The organism is Vibrio sp. HENC-03 (genome assembly GCF_000305755.2).
Lineage (GTDB): Bacteria > Pseudomonadota > Gammaproteobacteria > Enterobacterales > Vibrionaceae > Vibrio > Vibrio owensii.
Genome location: NZ_JH976124.1, coordinates 772,441 through 793,974, shown reverse-complemented (window position 1 = coordinate 793,974; position 21,534 = coordinate 772,441). Strand labels below are relative to the sequence as shown.

Here is a 21,534-nt window from a genome sequence, read left to right as displayed (position 1 = left end):
CTAATGATAGAAATATATTTAACCGAAAGGAGTACGGCAACGCTTAACGATAAGAAATGAGAGCTTGGTAATTAGCCAGCACGCCTTAAGCGCACTGGCTTTCATATGTCAGATTAGAATGTTGCTAGAGAGTTTTCACTCAACGCATCAAATAGGTGAATTGCATCCAAATCCAAGTATAGAGTCAGCGTATCCACATCCACTTCAGCCGCTTGCGTTTCCACCATTAGAGGCTGACCAGCGATTTCCGTCTTCAACAGAATACTCGCACCCAATAGCTCTTTGTCTTTGATTTTCACCGGGAACGGCAGTACGCGGTCGTGATCCACTTGCTCTGAACGCAAATGAATGTCCGTAGGACGAACACCAAAGTGCAGCGCTAAGTTCTTAGATGCATGGGCTTTAAAACGCTCTGGCAGAGGAATACGAACATCACCCAGTTCGACTTCCCAGTTGCCTTCTTCACCCACTAGCTTCGCATCCAGCATGTTCATTGATGGGTTACCAATGAACTGTGCCACAAACTTGTTTGCAGGGCGTTGGAACACTTCTGTCGGCGTGCCAACCTGAGCCACATAACCGTCTTTCAGAATCACGATACGATCCGCCAATGTCATCGCTTCAATCTGGTCGTGGGTTACGTAAATCGTCGTCGTTTTCAGTTCGCGGTGAAGGTGTTTGATCTCTTCACGCATCACACCACGCAGCTTGGCATCAAGGTTAGACAATGGTTCATCAAACAAGAATACTTTTGGCGTACGCACCATCGCACGTCCCATCGCCACACGTTGACGCTGGCCACCAGACAGCTCTTTCGGCTTACGATCCAACAGCGCATCCAGCTCCAGCATTTTCGCCGCTTTGCGCACTTCAACGTCGATTTGATCTTTCGGCATGCCCTTTAGCTTGAGCGCAAAGGCGATGTTCTCGTAAACCGTCATGTGTGGGTAAAGCGCGTAGCTTTGGAACACCATCGCAAGGTCACGGTCTTTGGCGTCGATTTTATTCATCAGCTTATCACCAACGTAAATCTCACCGGCTGTGATGCTCTCTAAACCTGCCAACATACGCAGTGTGGTCGATTTACCACAACCCGATGGACCAAGGAAAACCACGAATTCGCCATCTTGCACGGTAAAGTCGAAGTGCTTGACGACTTCCACATCATCGTAAGATTTTTGGATGTTTTTGAATTCTACTTTAGCCATTATTTGTTCTCCTCAGCTCGCTCTAGCAGCATGTTTCGGTACGCAATCGCACTCTGCTTTAAGGTGCGCTCTTGAGTTTGGTAGTCAACGTGTACGATGCCAAAACGTTGTTTGTAGCCATACGCCCACTCGAAGTTATCCATTAGGCTCCAAGCGAAGTAACCATTCACACTTACGCCTGCTTTGATCGCTTCATCCAGCGCTTCTAAATGCGATTGGAAGTAGCGCACGCGTTGTTCATCATTCACTTGACCAGCAACATGGTGATCATCACCCGCCGCGCCGTTTTCAGTGATGTACAGTGGCGGTAGATTTGAGTAACGCACTTTTAGACGCAGCAATAGATCAGTTAGCGCTTGTGGGTAGATTTCCCAACCAATAAACGTATGCTCTGCTTCTGGTTGAGGAATGCTCTCTAGCATGCCGTTTGCATCAAATCGCACCACGCAGCGGGTGTAGAAGTTGATGCCAATGAAGTCTAGGTCAGTACGGATGATATCGAGGTCACCCTCTAGAATCATCGGCATGTTGTGCGCTTGACGCTTAAGTACAGTTTCTGGGTATGTCCCTTTCAACACTGGGTCCATAAACCAATGGTAACCTTCTGCATCGCTGTACTCTGCCGCTTCTGCATCAGTCTCTGTGTATGGGTATGCTGGCGTCGCATTGAACACACAGCCATGCATTGCATTTGGTGCGTTCTTACGCATGTGTGGAATCGCCAAGCCATGGCCTAACATCAGATGGTGTGCTGACACGAAGCCTTCTCGCTCACCTTTAATACCTGGCGCATGCTCACCCCAACGGTAACCTAGGTAAGCAGAACAGAAAGGTTCGTTCAGAGTTGCGTAAGAATCAATCTTGTCACCGAAGTAAGCACTAACTACATCCGCATACTCTGCAAACTTGTAAGCCGTTTCACGGTTCAGCCAGCCACCTTTATCTTCAAGGTATTGAGGCAAGTCCCAGTGGTAAAGGGTGACAAACACTTTCAAACCGCGAGCATGACATTCATCGATGATTTGCTCGTAGAACTTCAGCCCTTCTTCATTCACCTTGCCATCTTCTGGCAGGATGCGAGGCCATGCCATCGACAGACGGTAGGCATCCACGCCAAGACCTTGAATCATCTCAATGTCTTGTTTCCATAAATGAAAGTGATCACACGCCACATCACCGTTATCAGCATTATCGACGGCGCCAGGTTTGTTGCAGAACGTATCCCAAATCGATGGTGTGCGTCCGCCAAGTTGTGCACCTCCTTCAATTTGGTAAGAAGACGTCGCGACACCAAATAGAAACTCTGGGCGGCGCATTTTAGAATCTTGGGGTAATTGGAATTTATTCATTATATTTTTATGCCTTAAATTTCTCTTAACCTTTAACAGCGCCTGATGTCAGACCGCTAATCATCTGTTTCGAAGCAAATAAGTAAGTAATTACTAACGGGAGAATAGAGATAGTAGTACCTAGCATCACCGCGCCCCATGGCGTATTTGGAATGCCCTGCACGCTTCGTAGTGCCTGAGTAATCACGTAGTTCTCTGGCGTCGTCAGTACCACTAATGGTTGCATGAACATGTTCCAGAAGAAGACGAACTGCACGATAGCAAGCGTCGCGAGCGCTGGTTTCATCAGTGGCAACACCACGCTCCAGTAAGTACGGAATTCACCTGCGCCATCTAGCTTCGCTGCTTCTAACAACTCTTTAGGAATCGACGCCACCACGTGCTGACGCATCAAGAAAATACCAAATGGCGTGGTGGTGAATGGTAGCCAAACCGCTAAGTGGTTATCGAGCAAACCAAGGAACTTCACGATCATAAAGTAAGGGATCAAGCTCAATACTGGCGGAATCATCATCGAGCCAACCAACATACCAAACAGCACGTTTTTGCCTTTGAACTTGTACACCGCAAACGCGTAACCACCCATGCTGCAAAACAGTAATGAAATCGTGGTGCCTAGGAACGCGATGTAGATGGAGTTAAACATCGCCTGCCAGAACGGCATTATTTCCAGTAGCTTGGCGTAGTTGACCGCTAAGCTATCACCAATGGCAAAGCTGATGCCTGTGCCAAAAATTTCGGTACGGTCACGGGTTGAAAGTAACGCCGACCAAATGAAAGGGAATACCGTCATGATGGCAGAAACAATCAGTACGGAGCCGAGCATCACCATCAATACTTTGGTGAAGATCTCGATGCTGCGATCGCTAGGACGCCAACGCTGCGCCGCAGGTAAAGTGTTAGTACTCATCTTATTGCTCCCCTAGACCTTTCTTACCGAAGAAGAAGAATTGAATTGCTGTACAGCCTGCAATCAAGGTAAACAGCAGCCATGAAATCGCTGACGCTGTGCCCATCTCTAACCATTCCCAACCCACTTTGTAGAGGTACATAGAGATGGTTAAACCAGACTGACCCGTACCACCAGTACCGCGCGTCAGAACAAATGGTTCTTCGAACAACTGCAAGTTACCGATGATGGTCATGGTGACCGCAAAGAAGATGAATGGACGAATCATTGGTAGTGAAATGCTCCAGAATCGACGCCATGCGTTTGCGCCGTCCATACGAGCCGCTTCTAGGATGTCTTTCGGAATCGTCATCAAGCCAGTGGTGTAAAGCACGATGTTGAAACCGGTGTACTTCCAGAACACCATGATGGCGATGGAAGGCTTAACCATGGTCGCGTCATCTAACCAGCGGATTGGCTGGAAGTCGTTCACCCAAGAGAATGCCCAACCAAACAAGGTGCTGTCTGCCAATGCCATTAAGCTTTGGTTGATGATGCCCGAGTTTGGCGAGTACATATTGAAGAAGATAAGCGATGCTGCCACCGTAGATGTGATGAACGGTAGGAAGTAAGCCGATGTCAGCCAATGACGGAAACGGTCACCCAGTGACACCAAGATGTACGCCACAGGTAAAGCAACTAAGTGCTGAGCCACACCTGATGTGATCGCTAGCCAAAGCGTGTTTTTCAGTGAGCGCCACAACCACGGGTCTGTCAGTGCAATGTGGTAGTTTTCGAACCCCACATAGTCCATAGCGCCCAAACCCTCGACGGGGTTCCACTCATGAAAAGAAAGAAAAATAGAAAACAGTAACGGAAAAATTCCGAACACTGAAAAGATGATCAAAAACGGCAACAGGAATCCATACGGTGTAAGCGCTTTCAAATTCAGACGAGAAAAAATGCTCTTACTTTCTGGAGTTTCCATAACCTTGCTCGCTGCATGATTCATAGTAACGACCTCTTACCCAGAAGGGGGACATGCCCCCTTCCTGCCTTAAGTATTGGCAAAAATTACAGATTACGCGTACGACGCTTGATCATGCGCTCTGCTTCTTTAAGCGCAGTCTTAATGTCTTTACCTTCATCCAGCACTTCCATCAGTGCATTCTCTAGGATGATAGAACGAGCAACGTGATCGCCTTTCGCTGGTGCCACTGGTTTGATGTTCTGCGCCACTTCAGCAAACAATAGGCGTGCTTGCTGACCACCTAGGAATTCGATTTTCTCTTCGAACATTGGGTCGTCGTAAGTCGTGGTGTTAGCAGGGAATGCTGCAATGGTTTCGAAGTGTTTAAGCTGAATATCACGCTTAGTTGTCATGTATTCGATCAGCTTCCACGCTTCATCTTGGTGTTTAGATTGGGTTGGAATCGATAGGAATGAGCCACCCCAGCTTCCGTAGATACCATCAGGAAGGTTAGACACGCCCCAGCTGCCTGCTGTTTCTGGCGCAATCCAGTTGTTTAGGTGGCCAAGTAGCCAAGCACCAGAAAGCTGAGTCGCGAATGTGCCGTTACGGAAGCCTTCGTACCATTCGTTTGACCATGCCAAAATACGACCATCCAAGCCTTTGTCACGGATCTCTTTTGCCACTTCGAACGCGTGCACAAAGCGCTCAGAAGTCACAACTGGGTTGCCATCCTTGTCGAAGTACAGACCTTCACCTTCAGGAACTGTAGTGAAGATGATCGCTTGTGCCACATCCGCAGCTGAAGCGATTAGTTGAACATTTTGCTGCTTAAGTTTTTCACCTGCCGCAATGTAAGAATCCCAATCTTTGATCGCTTCGTTAATATCAATGCCCGCTTTTTCGAAAATGTCTGTGCGGTAGTACATAACGCCAGGGCCAAGATCGACAGGCATACCGTACACATCACCGTCTGCGCCTTTACCTTGTGCCCAAGCGTATGGTGCAAAGCTCTCCGCGTATTTATCTGCACCGTATTTTTCAGATAGGTTAACTAAGCCACCTGAGGCCACAAATGGACCAATCTTTTCTACATCAACAACAATCACATCACCTGCACCAGAGCCCGTCGCCAAGTTGGTTGTCAGCTTCGTATGGTGGTCACCGTGGTTGTTCATTAGGTAATCAACCTTAATGCCTGTCTCTTTCTCGAAATCTGGCAACAGCACTTTCAAGCTGCTATCGAAGTCAGGAAAACCATCGAAGCGGATTTTAGTTTCATCGGCAGCGTTTACCGTTGCAGCAACACCGAGTGCAGCCGTCATGGCAAGCGTCAAAGTTTTGAGTTTCATGTTGTTGTCCTTAATTATTGTTCTAGAGAGAATTGAGTTCCTTGACCGAACTTCTTGGCACCAGGGTAGGAGTGAGTTTGAAGTTCACATCACGTTTGTTCTTGTTCAGCGCTTGGATGACAAGTTGTACCGCCTCTGCGCTCATCTGTTCTATAGGGAAGTTAACCGTGGTAAGGGCTGGCGTGAGATAGCGAGCAAACAAGATGTCATCAAACCCGACAAGCGAGATTTGCTCTGGCACTTGCATGCCCTCTGCCTTCAAGACTTCATAAGCACCAAACGCCATGTGATCATTACAAGCAAACACTGCGGTGAAACCGCTTTCACGTTTAAGCAATTTTCTCATTGCACTGATGCCAGATTCTTCTGTAAAACCGGCCTCGGACACCAACGCTTCGTCATACACGATTTCCGCTTCTTCAAGAGCCTTGCGGTAACCTTGTAGACGCCCCCGTGCGTCAGATCTGTCCAGAGGTCCGGTAATACATGCAATGTTGCGATGCCCCATTCGCAACAAGTATTCGGTTGCCATTCGGCCACCAAATTCGTTATCGATCTCGATACAGCTATGAGCCATTTCAGGGATGTATCGGTTAACCAACACTACCGGTATCCCTTTATTATCGAGGTCGATCAGATAATCATCAGAAAGACTTTGTGTGTGCAGAATCATCGCATCAACACGGCGACCAAGTAGAAACTCAACCGACTCGCGTTGACTCTGTTCTGTATTCGAACCCGCCGTCACTATCACGTGATAGCCCATGCGACGTAAGCGCTCTTCAATACTGTGCAAAATGCCAGAATAAAATGGACCGCCTAATTCAGGAACGATAATGCCAATACTGCCCGTACGACTTGAGGCTAATGCCTGCGCAATAGAGTTTGGGCGATACCCGAGCTCTTTGATTGCTTTTTCGACTTTAAGCTTTTTGTCGTGGCTAACGCGGCAAGTACCGTTAATGACTCTAGAAACGGTCGCTTGAGAAACGCCAGCGTATTCAGACACATCTTTAATCGTCGCCACAGAAACCTCTTTACTGACTGCACCTCTCCGGTTTCAATCCCTCTCGAAACCGCTTTCATGAACTCATTATTCAATATCCACTTAGAGGTTAGCGTGAGAGAGTTCACAACAAGTTTGGGGCTAAATTGAGTAATTTGGTAAAGAATGAGGCTACTTGCAGTTTTTATTTCATCCATGAAACTGTTTCATGAGACAACAAAGATCGCCGTCTTTTAACCAAAAAAAGCCTCCACGAGGGAGGCAAAAAATATAGGGCAAAGAGATGAATGGATGGTAAACACCTGATACTTCTGCCTTAAGTGTTTACCATCTTTACACGGACAGTAATTAACTAGGTGTGGCTTACCACCACGCTTCAAACATCGCACCAACGGTTAAGGTGTCGACGTCTGATGAAATCTTCTCACCAGTCACAGAGTCAAAACCTGTGTATTCGTTGTCTGCATTACCCACTGTTGCGTAGAAACGCAGCATTGGGCGAGACCAAGTTTCAGGACCGATCGCCATGTTTTGCGATAACGTCATTTTCCAAGAGCTGTTGGTTGCGTCGATGTCATCATAATCCACCACACTGTAGCCTGCTTCTAGCCACGTTGAGTGGATGTCGTTCCATTGATAAGTTGGACGCACAATCGCGTTGTAGTTAACGCGGCTTTCATCGCCTTCCACTTCTAAAGATTGGTACGCCGCTAAATATTGAACGCCTGCTTTGTCCGTGATTGACGTGCTGCCATCAAAGCTCACTAATAGCGCGGTTTGGTCTTCTGCTAAGTCAAACACGCTGTCTTTTGCATTGTCTGAGTAACGAACAATCAAACGTTGACCCGCTGCAGATAGTTCACCAGCCACTTGGTAAGCGGTAACATCACCGACATCTTCGTCTTTCAGCTTGTCAGACGCAAAACCGTAGTTGGCGTAAAGGCTTAAGTCTGCAGACTCACCAAGCTTGATGCCATGTAGTTTACTGGTTAGTGCGTAGCGACCGTTATCGCCAACCATATCGCCTTCCACTTGGCCTACCGCACTAAAGTCAAACTTCACGCCACCTAGATCTAGGTTGTAGAAACCGCCACCTTGACCATCGTGCATCATCCAGAAGTAGTCGTTTAGGTCCGTTTGAGGACGTTGGTGGAAGTCACGACCCGCCCACACATACAAATCAGGTTGAGATTCAAACAAGTTCGCTGCACCGGCGTACATCTTCTTCACGTTTACGCCGCCATCGTCAGCCCATGAAGCGTCAGCCCAATGATCTAACATGAACACCAAATCCCAAATCGCACCACCGTCGCTCTTGAATGCCTTCGCTAATTGGAATTCACCGCCGTTCTGTTCGTTACCTAAACGACCTGTTGCGTTCGAGTTTAGTGCTCCGGCAGTACCAACAGTCAATGCATCGCTACCCTGGTAACCCGCACCATAACGAGCGTAACCAGAGAATACGATGCCTAATGGCACTTCCGTTTCTGCAGATAACACCGCTGGTTGCTGGTCGTATACGTAGCCAGTTTCCAGTTTCGTTTCCAGTTCTTGGAGACGTTTTTCTAATGCCTCAACATCGGCATCAGCAGCAAAAGAAGGTAAAGAAGCAAGCGAAGCGGCCACCGCAAGAGAGAGAGGTAAAACTTTAAAGCTTTTCATGTGATATCCCTAAAATTTGTATGTGTTGTTATCTCGATAGGAATATTAAGGAATGAAAGCGTTGAAAAGCCGCTATGGCTTCACACGACGATGGCCTAGAAAGTGACATGAAACAACGCATGAAACTTAACCATCATTTTTAAATTTAAAAACAATAAGATAGTAAGTTTTAATTTTTGAATCATGATTTGAAATCGCTTTCATTTCACCAAAATGTTTAAGTGCTATCACGTTCACTAAGGTTGAAAAGCCCATATTTCTGAATGACACCATGAAAGATTTCAGAGTTATGAAAGATTTCACAATCCGTAAATTTCTTACGAATTCAATAACTCACACACATAACAAACATGCTTCATATCACAAATACAGGCTTTGCTATTCCATGTAGCACTAAATTACCACCTAGAATAGGCACTAAGTAATTCTTAAGTAGGGAAGCATAATGTCGAAATTGGCCGGAGCACGCCTAGAGGAAATGGCGGATATCCGATCGACAAGAAAAAAGAAGATCGTATTTCTCTGTTCTAGCATTGCCACCGCCTTCTTAGCGTACGGGTCCATCCTGCATTATCTGCAAGGGAATTGGGGACTCAGCTTGTTAATCGGGCTGTGCTCTATTGCGTGTCTCACCATCAGTTATCTGATCAAAATTCGAGGTCATCACCAATACGCCGACTTGTTGCTCACCGGCGTGTTGATGTTCGATGGTCTTCTGTTGCTGCTTTATAACGACGCGCCATCGGGTCGTTTGTTGTGGCTCTACCCAATCATCGCTGCCATCATTTTGATTAACGAATTCAAAGTCGGTTTGCTGTTCAGTGTCACCTACACTCTCATCATCTTTTTCGGTTTAACCTTTTTAGAGAGTGTGCCAACCGCCAGCGAAATGACCGAACGCCGCTTTATGTTCACCCTTGTGGCGATTTGCTTTGTTTGTCATACCTTCTCTTATTACTACTCAAAAGTAGTGAACTACATTCAGACCCTTTATCGCGAAGGGATTGAAGAACTCGCCTATCTCGACCAATTAACGGGCCTTGCCAACCGTTGGAGCTTTGAAACCTGGGCGCGCGCGAAACTGGAAGAATTAGATCAAACTCAAAGCAATACCGTCACTGCTTTGGTTTTCCTCGATATAGATAACTTCAAGCACATTAACGACAACTACGGACACGATGTCGGCGACCGAGTGTTAAAGCACTTTGCGACACGCCTGAAAAACAACATTCGTAATAAAGACAGAAAGACGGATAAGCACGACTACTCTATTGCGCGATTTGCTGGGGATGAGTTTGTGTTGATGCTTTACGATGTGCGCTGCAAGAAAGATTTAGACCGAATCATGGATCGCATCGTCAACTTGTTCCAAAAAGGCTACCACTCGGAAGACAACATCAACGAGCTGACCATGAGTATTGGGGTCGCGATTTACCATCAAGATGCCAATGACCTATCTGAACTAACACGCTGCGCCGATAAAGCCATGTACGCAGCAAAGCACACAGGCAAAAACCAGTACGCGTATTATGAGCACTGCTCACACGCAGAAGAGTTACGCCATCAAAGGCATTCGTTGGTTGGAGCAATGGGCAGTGAAAACGTCACTTCCCTTCAACGTGACGCAAGCTTGTAAGAAATGTCGATTGGCGTGTATTGGCGAACTGGCTTGTACTTGCGAATAGAGGAAAGGCAACGACCACATACATTAAGCGAACATATACATCGCCCACAAACCGCCAAGTAGAAAGGTCAGCAGCCATATCACTTGGCGCGTTTTACTCGGTTTGTCTTCTTTTGGTGGAATAACAGGCTTGAGCGCTCGCTCTTTTATTTTACCGACCAAGCTGTTTTCGATCGCACGTTTATAGAAAGCACGGCGCTTTTGCGCCGCATTGGCCACTCTCGTAAAGCGGTGTCTCTGTTCTGTTGTAAATTCTGTCGCCTCATAGCGAGGAGGGAGATCAGAATGTTTAGGTTGTACTGCCATCACTTCCTCCTTGTTGATAGGTGCACCTATCTTAAGTATATACAAAGTTATCAGTTTGTTGCCAAAAAACCTTTTCATCTGAACAAGATGCATGAAAAAAGCCACCCGAAGGTGGCTTTCATTTCAATTCTGTTTGTCGCTTATAGGTACTCACACAAGTACGCCGTTGCGTCTTTTACTTGCAGCTCAAATGATGAGTTGCCTTCTACCTCAAAGAACTCACCGCTGTTGTATGTGACCCAATCAACGTCGCCAGCTTTCTTTACAATCAATGCACCTTTGACAACGCTCATGCGCTCTGGCGCTTGAGTGCCAAACGTATACTCACCTGGCAACATCACACCAACACTTACGTCCTGTCCTTGTTGGTTAAAACCCAGTGACTTTACGCCACCAGCAAAATAACTGTTTTCCTTAATACTCATTATTGGTTTCCTTATCAAAAATCAGCTCTTTTTTACCCTGTTTCGGTTTACGACTCAAGTCTCTACATTGACCTTTCGTCAAAGGCTAAATTCTCAATAACTGTGTTTCGGAATGTAAAAGTGGACATTAGATCATAATTTCACCGTTTCAAAGGCAAGATTGTTTGTTTTTGCGGCTCAAGCTTCTCACCATAATAAAAAAGGAAAGTAAGCAGGGATCATGACCACCAAACCGCGCCGTAAACGCAATCAGAAGCCAGAACCGCAACCCTCATTTTGGGCTCGTCATCAGTTCAAAATCATCAAAGGGGGCTTTGCTCTGTTCGGCTGCGCATTGGTTGGTGTGATTAGCTATCAGCTTTATGCTTCTTATTTGGATTACATTGATCCGGATAAAGTCTATGGGGAATGGATTGAGATTGGTGCGCCACCATATCAAACCGAGCAGCTTTCTTTTACACCCGACGGAGTTTTTCGTAACCATCGCCTCATCGCAACGCAATTCGAGTTTGACGGCAAAGTGGTCACCCTCAACACAGGATTGGGAATGACAGAGTACCAGCTGTCCGGCTCCCACCTCTCTCCACAAATTCGCCGCATCGAACCACGCTTGCCCGATCAACGTTTTATTCTCAAAGGCTATGAACACACTGTTCAGGGTTCAGAAACAGGAGCGGCATCGAAACGCCGCGCCGCTCTGAGTGAACATTTCAGCCGCAAATAGCTTTTGGTCTATCAATTAGCTCTCATCTACAAATCCCTTTTCCCAACAAAACATCTTCTGTATACGAAACAAGCACTTTTTCTCGTAACCTGCTCTATTGCATAATAAAAATTTAATTTCACTCGCAAAATAACGTATACGAACTGAGTAAGCGATTAATTAAACACATGCAAAATATTTATAAAATCTTGGCTCGATATTGAATTTTCACTGCAAAAGTATGTTTCTTGTAGTGAGATTTAGGTAACACGGTCGAAACTTGATTTATTTTTTTTTGAAAAAAAATAAGCCTCTGAAATGCTCAAAGGGATGCTTTTGCACAGTGTGTGAATTGGTTGTCTTTTCTGTCGCAGGAGCAGCTTATGTTCGTCAATGAACATGAATTCAAGGATTGAGAGAGAAGTTATGATTCGATTTAACCTATGTGCAGCTGGGGTTGCCCTAGCATTATCTGGCGCCGCAAACGCGGCTCCTACCGCACCAAGTATCGATATGTACGGTTCCAACAACCTGCAATTTTCTAAAATTGAGTTGGCAATGGAAACCACATCTGGCTACAACGACATGGTTAAGTACCATGAACTAGCCAAGATCAACGTGAAATTCAACCAGTGGAGCGGCACATCTGGCGACACTTACAACATCTATTTTGATGGTGTTCAGGTTGCAACTGGCCCTATCACTGGTAGCCAAACCACAGCGTCGTTTGAGTACGGCCAAGGTGGTTTGTACCAAATGGAAATCGAAGCGTGTGATGCAACAGGCTGTACTAAGAGCGCTCCTGTAGAGATTACTATCGCAGATACCGATGGTTCTCACTTACCACCTCTAACCATGAATGTTGACCCGAACAACAAAACCTACAACACAGACCCAAGTGTCGTGATGGGTACGTACTTTGTTGAATGGGGCATCTACGGCCGTGATTACACTGTCGACAACATGCCAGTCGATAACCTAACGCACATCCTTTACGGCTTCATTCCAATTTGTGGTCCAAACGAATCGGTGAAATCGGTTGGCGGTAACAGCTTCAACGCACTGCAAACAGCGTGTCGCGGCGTGAACGACTACGAAGTGGTTATCCATGACCCATGGGCAGCGTACCAAAAGAGCTTCGCGCAAGCAGGCCATGAGTACAGCACGCCGATCAAGGGTAACTACGCAATGCTAATGGCGTTGAAACAACGTAACCCTGATCTAAAAATCATCCCATCTATCGGTGGTTGGACACTGTCTGACCCATTCTTCGATTTCGTTGACAAAGCTAACCGTGACACGTTTGTCGCGTCAGTTAAGAAATTCCTGAAAACGTGGAAGTTCTACGATGGTGTGGACATCGACTGGGAATTCCCAGGTGGTGGCGGCGCTGCAGCTGACAAGGGCGACCCAGTAAACGATGGCCCAGCATACATCGCATTGATGCGTGAACTGCGTGCAATGCTTGATGAGCTAGAAGCAGAAACTGGCCGTACTTACGAGCTAACTTCAGCAATCGGTGTAGGTTACGACAAAATTGAAGACGTTGATTACGCAGACGCAGTTCAGTACATGGACTACATCTTCGCGATGACTTACGACTTCTACGGCGGTTGGAACAACGTTCCTGGTCACCAAACAGCACTTTACTGTGGCTCATTTATGCGTCCTGGTCAGTGTGACGGCAGCGGCGTTGATGAAAACGGCGAACCGTACAAAGGCCCAGCTTACACCGCTGACAACGGCATCCAACTACTACTAGCGCAAGGCGTTCCTGCGAACAAACTGGTTCTAGGTACAGCAATGTACGGCCGTGGTTGGGAAGGCGTAACACCGGATACGCTAACCGATCCAAATGACCCAATGACAGGTACTGCAACAGGTAAACTGAAAGGCAGCACAGCTCAAGGTGTTTGGGAAGATGGCGTCATTGACTACAAAGGCATTAAGTCATTCATGCTAGGTGCGAACAATACGGGTATCAACGGCTTTGAATATGGCTACGATGCTCAAGCAGAAGCACCTTGGGTGTGGAACCGTTCGACTGGTGAGCTGATCACATTTGATGACCACCGCTCTGTATTGGCAAAAGGTAGCTACGCGAAGTCTCTAGGTCTAGCTGGTCTATTCTCTTGGGAAATTGACGCAGATAACGGTGACATCCTGAATGCAATGCACGAAGGTATGGCAGGCAGCGTCGTTCCTCAACCAAATCGTAAACCAACGGCAGCAGCAGGTGCGGACCAAGCAGTAACAGGTCCTGCAAGTGTTGTACTTGATGGCAGCAACTCAGCAGACTCTGATGGCACAATCGCAAGCTACGCTTGGGAACAAGTATCAGGTACTGCAGTGGCTCTATCTGGCGCGAACGCAGCGACAGCAAGCTTCGATGTAGCAGAAGTGACCGTTGAAGAGCAGCTAACGTTTAAGCTAACTGTCACTGATAACGAAGGTGCAACCGCTTCTGATCTTGTTGTAGTAACGGTTAAGCCAGCAGGCGTGATTGATCCACCAAACACTGCGCCAGTTGCACAGGTTTCTGCACCAGCAACAGCAAACGCAGGTGACGTAGTTGTGATTGACGCTTCAGCTTCTAGCGATGCTGACAACGACACGCTAACGTTCGATTGGACGCTACCTCAAGGTCTAAACGCAACGGTTAACGGTGCAAAAGTCACGTTCACAGCAGCAGAGTACCCACAAGACACTAGCCTAAGCTTCACTGTAAGCGTAAGCGACGGTCAAGCAGCATCTACAGCGACAGCAACCGTTGTTGTTGCGAAGCACACTACTGGCGGCGGTACATGTACTAACGCTTGGGATGCAGCAGCGGTTTACACTGGCGGTGACCAAGTGACACACGCTGGTAAGACTTGGGAAGCGAAATGGTGGACTCAAGGCCAAGATCCTAGCCAATCTGGCGAATGGGGTGTTTGGAAAGAAGTTGGTCCAGCTAACTGTAACTAAGCGCTGCTAAAAGCGTCGTGATTTAACATCACTCGCTTTCAATATAGTAGAAAAGAAAAGGACAGCTTCGGCTGTCCTTTGTTGTTTCATCAGAATCTAGAGAATGCTTTTTAATAATCAGCTTGCTTCAATTAAACGATCGAAGCTCTCGAATACTTCATCACACTTCATCACGCGTCCATGGCCTTGCCCTTGGGTCGTCACCAACTCCACTCGCTCAATCTCACTTGCCGCCTGCGCGGATACGCTGTGCTTAGTAAACTTGTCTTGCTCATCGTGAACAATGATGGTTTTCGCTTCACGTTCCGCTAAGCGTCTCTCTGGGTCAATCGACTGCAATGGGTAGTTAAACTGATCTTCCACTTCCGAAACCACCGCTTTGAATAGCTTCATTGAGTAACCCGAACGTGCAATGCTGCCAAACAGGTTTTCAACGTAATTCAATACTGGCGCAATCAATAACAAAGGCTTGTTTTCTAATTTGCTGTGGCGACACTCTAACGCCGACGCCGTTCCCATACTGTGTCCAACCAAACCGGCCACGTCTTCCACCGAATCCAATACATCCTCTAGGCCACGAACAAACGCAGGGATGTGTCCGTACTGACCATCACTCTCACCATGCGCAGGATGATCATATGCTAGTGCGGTGTAACCCGATGCGGCAATGTGTTCCATCAACGGGTAGAACTGGCTTGCTGTCCCCGACCAACCGTGAGTCAACACCCATACTGGGCCGCTACCAAGCTGATAGGTTTTAATTGCCCCCGCATGACCTTGGATTTCACTTTTGATAAGCCCTTGTGGTTCGGCATTTTTTGGCTGCGTACGCGCAGGGGTAAGCAGCAATTTACGCGCAGTCTTTTTTGCGTGTGACGGTGCTAGCGTGTGGTGCAAACGCGTGCTGATGTTGATTAAACTGCGCTTTACACTGAATTTCTGCGAAGTATTAAAGTAAATTTTCTCACTCATGATCGTTTCCTTAGCTATCAGCTTTGCACAAAATAGAACGGTCGTGCTTTTTAAGCTGATAAGAAAGAGCGCTCTCCGTCGCCCTTTGTTATGAATCTCTTACTATGCCCGTTACCGCGGGGCTAGCGCTTCCATCGAATAAACAAGTTATCGATGCCTTGCCAGAACAGTCTCTGGCTCTCTTCTTCCCCTTTGATCGAGTAAAATACGTGTGCACTTAAGTACTGCCCGTATAGATCAAAGGTCGCTTGTCGCGTATCTAAGTCCGCCACAAACTCTTGGTTTTCTTTGCCTTTCTTGATTTGAATTTCTAGGTAATTCAACCAAGTATCAATCGATTTGCGCAATGCTGCTTGCAACGCACAACCTTCTTCTGCGGTGTCGTTCCAAGCATCGAGGAACATGCAACTGCCTTGAAAGGAGTGGTTCCACGTCATCCAAGCATCCAACAACCCACGAACTTTACGCTCAATGTTGCTATCACCCAACTCACGCGCGGGCGCAATTACGCGCTCAGCAAACACTTGGTTGGCAAACTCCAATACCGACAGCTGTAAGTTCAGCTTGGAATTGAAGTGAGCAAATAGGCCGCTTTTCGACATACCACACTGCTTTGCAAGCTCACCAATAGTGAGGCTCTCCAACCCGTTTTCACTTGCTAGTTGGAATGCACGCTGCAGTATCAGCTCTTTGGTTACTTTTCCTTTTTTCATAAATACAGTTTTAGCACGGTCGTACTTTTTTGCAAATCACCAATTTACTGGTCTAACCATCCTATAGCCATCTGCACACTCTCGATCGCAATACATTGAGTAATCTTATGAATATGAATTTTCGAAATTTGAGATGGGTCTTAATTTCGAAAACTGGTTACCTTCAATTGCACATGAGTTGATTTTTTACCGCGAGAACTGAGCTGTTACCTGCTAATTTCGCAGCGATTTTTCACTTTTTTAGGTAAGCACTTATGGCAACCACAAAGAAAATTGCCAGTTTAGAATTTGCCCGCATCATCGCGATGTTTGCGATCGTAGGGCTTCACTGTCAGATGGCTCTCACCTATTGGCAATGGGATGAGGTGCCTTGGGTCGGGTACATGCTCAACCAATTGGCTCGTTTTGCCGTGCCACTGTTTTTCCTCATCTCCGGCTATCTAATCCAACCAAAGCTCAGCACGAATCCCGTGGAGACACTCAAAAACTACACCAAGCCTTTGCTTAAAATATGGTTGGTTTGGAGCGCGATTTGTCTCTTAGTACCTTTTCGTTGGCCAGTGGTTGCAGAAGCGGGTTATCTCGCCGAACGACAAGGTTATTGGGGCTACCTAATGTCCAACCCAATCAACTCACTGTTGGAAGGTGGTTTGGTGCACTTGTGGTTTATCCCAGCCCTGATCATTGCTGTGGCCATCATTGCGTTTCTGGTTCGTATTGGTATGGCTCAGTTGCTGCTACCAACGGCCGTATTGCTATACGTCTACGGAGTGTTCGCAGGCAGCTACATCACGCTTACAGAGCTACCAGCCCCCTTCTTCACTCGTAATGGTCCGTTCTTCAGTACCTTGTTAGTGGTGCTTGGTTACTTAGCGCGACAACAACAGTGGCAATGGTCTCGCAATAACACTATTCGCTTGATTTTGATTGGTATGGCGCTGCACTTTGCCGAAGCCTATTACTTGATGAACTACGAGATCGCCTTTAATTCGCACGACTTCTTGTTCGGCACTGTGATCTGGTCGTTAGGCGTATTCATGTGGCTTCTTGCCCATCCAAACTTCGGCAATATGCCGTGGGTGTTTAAGTGGTCTCCGAGTATTTTAGGTATCTACGTCAGCCACCTTTTGGTGATCATCATGATGATGAACATCGCAGGCATGTTGGGGTTAGAAAACTTGGCGAAAGACGCTTTCATTTACCCAGCAACCATTGTGGTTACCCTGCTGCTTGTGAAGGGCATTGAAGCCACGCCACTGAAAAAACTATTGCTGCGCTAAATCCATTCAGCACTATGTATGGCTTGCTCTAACACTTTGGGGTTACAGCAAGCCTCTCAAAAATGAGAGCTCACTCTCACTCATCAAAATTATCATTCCTAATACCACGTAATTTGCTTTCTCTCACAAAAAACATTGTTCATTTCCATTAGATTCATTCGACATCAACAAAATGCTCATTAAACGGAGGCGGTATGTGGGCAGGTCAAGGACTCGTTCCTTTTTTAGAAATTAGCCATTGGCTAACTTATGGTTTATACGCTGCAGTAATCCTATTTGGCGCAGCGAGCATTGCGTCACTCAGAAAGTAGCGGCGCAAGCTACATCAATTCAAAACTCCTACCGTTAATTCGAGCTTACTCACACTTAACCTATTAATATGTGGCTAAAATTTCTCCAGTCAGACAAGGAGAAATGTCTATGCCAATCTATCCAATTGTCGCGTTTTGCTGTTTGATATTTTCTAGCTCCGCACTTGCAGCTGCGACCAGTGAACTTAATCTCATCAATTCCACCGTCGGTTACGCCGCGCTGATCTTCTTCACCATTGCCTACATTCTGGTGATGTTGGAAGAATACCTGCACATGCGAAAATCCAAGCCTGTGCTGCTCGCCGCGGGATTAATCTGGATTTTGATTGGTTACACCTTTACCCAGCACAACCAAGCTGACGTCGCTAAAGCCGCACTGGAACACAACCTTCTGGAATACGCCGAACTTTTATTGTTCCTACTGGTGGCGATGACTTACATCAATGCGATGGAAGAGCGCAGATTATTCGATGCCTTGCAGGCGTGGATGGTCGGTAAAGGCTTTGATTTCAAGAAGCTATTTTGGCTCACAGGTGGCTTAGCCTTCGTAATTTCTCCAATCGCCGACAACTTAACCACGGCGCTATTGATGTGTGCAGTGGTGATGAAAGTCTCGGGCGATAACCCAAGGTTTGTAAACCTAGCTTGTATCAACATCGTCATAGCGGCCAACGCGGGCGGTGCATTTAGTCCGTTTGGCGATATTACGACTCTGATGGTTTGGCAGGCAGGACACGTCAGTTTTGCTGAGTTTATGCCGCTATTTGTGCCTTCACTGATCAACTATATTATTCCGGCGTTCATCATGTCGTTGTTTGTGCCAAACACCAAGCCAGATACGGTTCATGAACACATCGAACTTAAGCGTGGCGCAAGACGCATCGTCGGTTTGTTTATCCTGACTATTGCCACTGCGGTGTCTTTCCACGCCTTGCTGCACTTCCCACCTGTAATTGGCATGATGATGGGTCTCGCCTATCTGCAATTTTTCGGCTATTTCTTGCGCAGAACCCTTCGACACTCTCTCGCAAAAAAAGCCGCTCGCGCGATTGCCAATGGCGACGACTACGCATTAAAACGCTTAGGCTCTGTCGTGCCATTTGATGTTTTCCACCGTGTGTCTCGCGCCGAGTGGGACACCTTACTGTTCTTCTACGGCGTGGTTATGTGTGTTGGCGGCTTGAGTTTACTTGGCTATCTCGAACTGGTTTCTAACGTGATGTACACCGAGTGGAACCCAATTTGGGCGAACGTCATGGTGGGGATACTTTCCGCCATCGTCGATAACATTCCGGTGATGTTCGCTGTGCTCACCATGGACCCAAGTATGTCGATGGGTAACTGGTTATTGGTGACACTCACCGCGGGGGTTGGTGGTAGCTTACTATCGATTGGTTCTGCCGCGGGTGTGGCACTCATGGGGGCAGCGAGGGGACAATACACCTTCTTTGGACACCTTAAATGGGCACCGGTGATTGCGCTGGGTTATGCAGCGAGTATTGCCGCGCATCTTTGGATGAATGGCAGCTTGTTTACTTAAACTGCCTCAATCCATGCTACGTACCTTTATCGGTCTGATGGGTGGTTTACGCCATCCATCACCTCTATCTCTCCCAATTCATACGGATTTACGCCTTCTAAGCAGCCAACGTTATAGCCATATTCGCTCGGGTTAGAACGGCGCTGATGGTGGGTATAGATGCCGCATTCACCACAGAAGAAGTGCTTAGCCGTATTGGTATTAAACTGGTACAGCTTGAGTGCATCCTCACCTTGGATGATGCGAATCCCATTCAAAGGCACCGATGCCACAATCGCGCCACGGCGTCGGCACATGGAACAGTCACAGCGTCGAGGCTTCTCGATTCCATTTGGTAATGACAGCTCAATTTGCACTTTCCCGCAGTGACAAGAAAGCTTATGCAAAGGCTGAATTATCGTACTACCTACTTGTTTAATCATGACATTTCCTCGTTCCTTCCGTGTCTGCCTAGCTTAATGTGTAAAGTCTGTTAAACAGTTAACATCCGCGCAATCTAGGTCAAAAACTCGACATCAATCACTTTTCACGACATTTTATTCAGCGATTTATCATTATTTGGTTGGCGTTTTGCTAACCGCGTCCGTTTTAGTTGCGCGCTCGCAGTTAAAACGGTTTTCAAACCAAGGAAAATACTTTTATGGATAAAGATCATAGCCTTAGAGAGAACCTCTTGGCTCTGACGCTCGGTAGTGCGTTAGTGTCACTTGGGGTTATCTTCTTCAACAAAGTGGGATTGCTCACTGGCGGAACAGCGGGTTTAGCAATCTTCCTCACTAAGATCAGTGACTTCAGTTTTGGTCAGGTGTTCTTCGTACTTAACCTACCTTTCTACATTTTGTCTGTGATGCGCATGGGTTGGCGTTTTACCATCAACACTTTTATTGCGGTTTCGATCGTTTCCTTTGCGGTAGACCACCTGCACCATGTGATTGAAATTTCTCGCATTGAATCCGTTTATGCCGCACTGCTCGGTGGTGGTTTGATTGGTATGGGGATGCTGGTGATTTTCCGTCACAAGATGAGTTTAGGTGGCTTTAACATCTTGGCGCTTTACCTTCAGGAACGCTTTGGCATTCGTGCAGGTAAAGTACAAATGGCGCTCGACTGCACCATCGTTGTGATGTCGCTATTTATCGTCGATGTTTACTTGATTGCCCTTTCTGTACTGGGCGCTGTGGCGACCAACTTAATCTTGGCCATGAACCACAAACCTGGGCGTTATCAGCCAAAGCCACAAGCTGTGTGATGGCACTGAGTCACGATGAAAAAACAAAGCCCCGAGCCATTAATTAACTCGGGGCTTTTTGTTTGTTCTAACTCGCTAATGAAAACATTACACCAATGGCGAATTCTCACAGTATTTCTGGTCATCTGCCGTCAGTTTTTGCTTGCTCGCTTGGCTTAAGTGATAGTGCACCAACATCAACAAATCGTGAGCGTAGAAAAGCTCAAAAGCGTCTTCACCATTTTGTCGACAGATTGCCTCACAGCGTTCAGCGTGCACTTTCGCTTGCTGTGGGTTACCAGCTTTAAGCAAACTCATGGCTAAGCGATATTCTGCGCGCTCTTCTTGCATCCAACCACCAGCAACTTTCCAGTATTCAAGCGCCAGTGTCGCGGCCTCTAGCATGTGTTTTACTTGCACGTCAGAGCGTGTTTCAAGCTCTTCATATTGGCAGGCAAGGTTGTTACCGGTAATAGCAATTGAACGCGCTAAAGGCTCGGCAGCTTGGTCTGATTCTATACCGTTGGCTGCTTTTGCTAACCACGTGCTCGCTTGCTCTAGTTCATTCATTGCTGACAGCTCGTTGGCAATTTGAGCAAACACGCGACGCTGATCGACATCCTCCAAATCAGCGATATGGTTTGTGTTTTGGTCAACAAAGTACTGCGTGACAGCTTTGGCTCTTTGACTTGCTAAACACTGATTCGCAACGACATTTTCGAGCTTATCTAAACTGGTGAGAAACTGCTTCGGGTCGCGCAGATGACCGATGGAAGTGTGCAGCATCAAGGGTAAGATGCGCTCAACATGGCTAGTGTCTTCTACCTCGCTAAGCGCTTGTTCTAATTGAGTGTATGTTTGTTGTGGCTGCGCTTCATGCTGCTGCCAACTTTGGTTTATGAATGCATCAAAATCCGTTTTGAAAGACATATCCTTTTTATCCTTTTTCATTGTTCTGGATTGCTCATT

The 21,534-nt window shown here is 46.9% G+C and carries 19 protein-coding genes; 6 read left to right on the top strand and 13 right to left on the bottom strand.

Features of this window, described 5'->3' with window-relative positions; genetic code table 11:
• Nucleotides 1–113 precede the first annotated feature (113 nt).
• From VCHENC03_RS08950 to VCHENC03_RS08980, 7 genes are all read right to left on the bottom strand, one after another.
• On the bottom strand, nucleotides 114–1,208 hold the full coding sequence (locus VCHENC03_RS08950; RefSeq protein ID WP_009706756.1) for an ABC transporter ATP-binding protein: 1,095 nt from the start codon (nucleotides 1,206–1,208) through the stop codon (nucleotides 114–116).
• On the bottom strand, nucleotides 1,208–2,557 hold the full coding sequence (locus VCHENC03_RS08955) for a GH1 family beta-glucosidase (protein ID WP_009706755.1): 1,350 nt from the start codon (nucleotides 2,555–2,557) through the stop codon (nucleotides 1,208–1,210). The genes VCHENC03_RS08950 and VCHENC03_RS08955 overlap by 1 nt, the downstream gene beginning before the upstream one ends.
• Nucleotides 2,558–2,582: 25 nt before the next feature.
• Nucleotides 2,583–3,467, bottom strand: a complete 885-nt coding sequence (locus VCHENC03_RS08960; protein ID WP_009706754.1) for a carbohydrate ABC transporter permease — start codon at nucleotides 3,465–3,467, stop codon at nucleotides 2,583–2,585.
• Nucleotide 3,468: 1 nt separating this feature from the next.
• Complete coding sequence (locus VCHENC03_RS08965; RefSeq protein ID WP_009706753.1) at nucleotides 3,469–4,458, bottom strand: carbohydrate ABC transporter permease; 990 nt, start codon at nucleotides 4,456–4,458, stop codon at nucleotides 3,469–3,471.
• Nucleotides 4,459–4,520: 62 nt separating this feature from the next.
• Nucleotides 4,521–5,768 (bottom strand): ABC transporter substrate-binding protein, encoded by a 1,248-nt coding sequence (locus VCHENC03_RS08970; RefSeq protein WP_009706752.1) that lies wholly within the window; start codon nucleotides 5,766–5,768, stop codon nucleotides 4,521–4,523.
• Nucleotides 5,769–5,790: 22 nt separating this feature from the next.
• Nucleotides 5,791–6,795, bottom strand: a complete 1,005-nt coding sequence (locus VCHENC03_RS08975; RefSeq protein WP_009706751.1) for a LacI family DNA-binding transcriptional regulator — start codon at nucleotides 6,793–6,795, stop codon at nucleotides 5,791–5,793.
• Nucleotides 6,796–7,137: 342 nt separating this feature from the next.
• On the bottom strand, nucleotides 7,138–8,436 hold the full coding sequence (locus tag VCHENC03_RS08980) for a carbohydrate porin (RefSeq protein ID WP_009706750.1): 1,299 nt from the start codon (nucleotides 8,434–8,436) through the stop codon (nucleotides 7,138–7,140).
• A gap of 445 nt (nucleotides 8,437–8,881) precedes the next feature.
• Between VCHENC03_RS08980 and VCHENC03_RS0126050 the strand changes: the two genes are divergently transcribed.
• Nucleotides 8,882–10,072: a GGDEF domain-containing protein gene (locus VCHENC03_RS0126050; RefSeq protein WP_032802833.1), complete on the top strand. Its 1,191-nt coding sequence runs from the start codon at nucleotides 8,882–8,884 to the stop codon at nucleotides 10,070–10,072.
• Nucleotides 10,073–10,144: 72 nt separating this feature from the next.
• Here VCHENC03_RS0126050 and VCHENC03_RS08985 read toward each other — a convergent pair whose 3' ends face one another.
• Both VCHENC03_RS08985 and ppnP read right to left on the bottom strand, forming a co-directional pair.
• A complete protein-coding gene (locus VCHENC03_RS08985; protein WP_009706747.1) occupies nucleotides 10,145–10,426 on the bottom strand; it encodes a hypothetical protein in 282 nt (93 codons plus the stop codon).
• A gap of 140 nt (nucleotides 10,427–10,566) precedes the next feature.
• Entirely contained in the window at nucleotides 10,567–10,851 is a 285-nt protein-coding gene (gene ppnP / locus VCHENC03_RS08990; protein ID WP_005434752.1) for a pyrimidine/purine nucleoside phosphorylase, read from the bottom strand.
• A 220-nt stretch (nucleotides 10,852–11,071) separates the two neighbouring features.
• Between ppnP and VCHENC03_RS08995 the strand changes: the two genes are divergently transcribed.
• On the top strand, nucleotides 11,072–11,575 hold the full coding sequence (locus VCHENC03_RS08995; RefSeq protein WP_009706746.1) for a DUF2850 domain-containing protein: 504 nt from the start codon (nucleotides 11,072–11,074) through the stop codon (nucleotides 11,573–11,575).
• 405 nt (nucleotides 11,576–11,980) lie between these two features.
• Complete coding sequence (locus tag VCHENC03_RS09000) at nucleotides 11,981–14,521, top strand: glycosyl hydrolase family 18 protein (RefSeq protein ID WP_009706745.1); 2,541 nt, start codon at nucleotides 11,981–11,983, stop codon at nucleotides 14,519–14,521.
• Nucleotides 14,522–14,638: 117 nt separating this feature from the next.
• Here VCHENC03_RS09000 and VCHENC03_RS09005 read toward each other — a convergent pair whose 3' ends face one another.
• Nucleotides 14,639–15,493 carry an alpha/beta fold hydrolase gene (locus tag VCHENC03_RS09005; RefSeq protein WP_009706744.1) on the bottom strand — a complete coding sequence of 285 codons (855 nt, stop codon included), beginning with the start codon at nucleotides 15,491–15,493 and terminating at the stop codon, nucleotides 14,639–14,641.
• 122 nt (nucleotides 15,494–15,615) lie between these two features.
• Nucleotides 15,616–16,206, bottom strand: a complete 591-nt coding sequence (locus VCHENC03_RS09010) for a TetR/AcrR family transcriptional regulator (protein WP_009706743.1) — start codon at nucleotides 16,204–16,206, stop codon at nucleotides 15,616–15,618.
• Nucleotides 16,207–16,460: 254 nt separating this feature from the next.
• Here VCHENC03_RS09010 and VCHENC03_RS09015 point away from each other — a divergent pair, with 254 nt between their 5' ends.
• On the top strand, nucleotides 16,461–17,486 hold the full coding sequence (locus tag VCHENC03_RS09015) for an acyltransferase (protein WP_009706742.1): 1,026 nt from the start codon (nucleotides 16,461–16,463) through the stop codon (nucleotides 17,484–17,486).
• 420 nt (nucleotides 17,487–17,906) lie between these two features.
• Nucleotides 17,907–19,337, top strand: coding sequence for a sodium:proton antiporter NhaD (gene nhaD, locus VCHENC03_RS09025; protein ID WP_005434712.1), 1,431 nt, complete (start codon nucleotides 17,907–17,909; stop codon nucleotides 19,335–19,337).
• A gap of 26 nt (nucleotides 19,338–19,363) precedes the next feature.
• Here the strand turns inward: nhaD and VCHENC03_RS0126045 are convergent, their stop codons facing one another.
• On the bottom strand, nucleotides 19,364–19,759 hold the full coding sequence (locus VCHENC03_RS0126045) for a GFA family protein (RefSeq protein ID WP_032802831.1): 396 nt from the start codon (nucleotides 19,757–19,759) through the stop codon (nucleotides 19,364–19,366).
• 218 nt (nucleotides 19,760–19,977) lie between these two features.
• Between VCHENC03_RS0126045 and VCHENC03_RS09030 the strand changes: the two genes are divergently transcribed.
• On the top strand, nucleotides 19,978–20,586 hold the full coding sequence (locus VCHENC03_RS09030; RefSeq protein ID WP_009706739.1) for a YitT family protein: 609 nt from the start codon (nucleotides 19,978–19,980) through the stop codon (nucleotides 20,584–20,586).
• 87 nt (nucleotides 20,587–20,673) lie between these two features.
• Here VCHENC03_RS09030 and VCHENC03_RS09035 read toward each other — a convergent pair whose 3' ends face one another.
• On the bottom strand, nucleotides 20,674–21,495 hold the full coding sequence (locus VCHENC03_RS09035; protein WP_009706738.1) for a hypothetical protein: 822 nt from the start codon (nucleotides 21,493–21,495) through the stop codon (nucleotides 20,674–20,676).
• Nucleotides 21,496–21,534: the final 39 nt, after the last annotated feature.

Coding starts and splice junctions, on each gene's coding strand:
- VCHENC03_RS08950 (WP_009706756.1), bottom strand. CDS start 1,208: ATGGCTAAAGTAGAATTCAAAAACATCCAAAAATCTTACGATGATGTG.
- VCHENC03_RS08955 (WP_009706755.1), bottom strand. CDS start 2,557: ATGAATAAATTCCAATTACCCCAAGATTCTAAAATGCGCCGCCCAGAG.
- VCHENC03_RS08960 (WP_009706754.1), bottom strand. CDS start 3,467: ATGAGTACTAACACTTTACCTGCGGCGCAGCGTTGGCGTCCTAGCGAT.
- VCHENC03_RS08965 (WP_009706753.1), bottom strand. CDS start 4,458: ATGAATCATGCAGCGAGCAAGGTTATGGAAACTCCAGAAAGTAAGAGC.
- VCHENC03_RS08970 (WP_009706752.1), bottom strand. CDS start 5,768: ATGAAACTCAAAACTTTGACGCTTGCCATGACGGCTGCACTCGGTGTT.
- VCHENC03_RS08980 (WP_009706750.1), bottom strand. CDS start 8,436: ATGAAAAGCTTTAAAGTTTTACCTCTCTCTCTTGCGGTGGCCGCTTCG.
- VCHENC03_RS0126050 (WP_032802833.1), top strand. CDS start 8,882: ATGTCGAAATTGGCCGGAGCACGCCTAGAGGAAATGGCGGATATCCGA.
- VCHENC03_RS08985 (WP_009706747.1), bottom strand. CDS start 10,426: ATGGCAGTACAACCTAAACATTCTGATCTCCCTCCTCGCTATGAGGCG.
- ppnP (WP_005434752.1), bottom strand. CDS start 10,851: ATGAGTATTAAGGAAAACAGTTATTTTGCTGGTGGCGTAAAGTCACTG.
- VCHENC03_RS08995 (WP_009706746.1), top strand. CDS start 11,072: ATGACCACCAAACCGCGCCGTAAACGCAATCAGAAGCCAGAACCGCAA.
- VCHENC03_RS09000 (WP_009706745.1), top strand. CDS start 11,981: ATGATTCGATTTAACCTATGTGCAGCTGGGGTTGCCCTAGCATTATCT.
- VCHENC03_RS09005 (WP_009706744.1), bottom strand. CDS start 15,493: ATGAGTGAGAAAATTTACTTTAATACTTCGCAGAAATTCAGTGTAAAG.
- VCHENC03_RS09010 (WP_009706743.1), bottom strand. CDS start 16,206: ATGAAAAAAGGAAAAGTAACCAAAGAGCTGATACTGCAGCGTGCATTC.
- VCHENC03_RS09015 (WP_009706742.1), top strand. CDS start 16,461: ATGGCAACCACAAAGAAAATTGCCAGTTTAGAATTTGCCCGCATCATC.
- nhaD (WP_005434712.1), top strand. CDS start 17,907: ATGCCAATCTATCCAATTGTCGCGTTTTGCTGTTTGATATTTTCTAGC.
- VCHENC03_RS0126045 (WP_032802831.1), bottom strand. CDS start 19,759: ATGATTAAACAAGTAGGTAGTACGATAATTCAGCCTTTGCATAAGCTT.
- VCHENC03_RS09030 (WP_009706739.1), top strand. CDS start 19,978: ATGGATAAAGATCATAGCCTTAGAGAGAACCTCTTGGCTCTGACGCTC.
- VCHENC03_RS09035 (WP_009706738.1), bottom strand. CDS start 21,495: ATGTCTTTCAAAACGGATTTTGATGCATTCATAAACCAAAGTTGGCAG.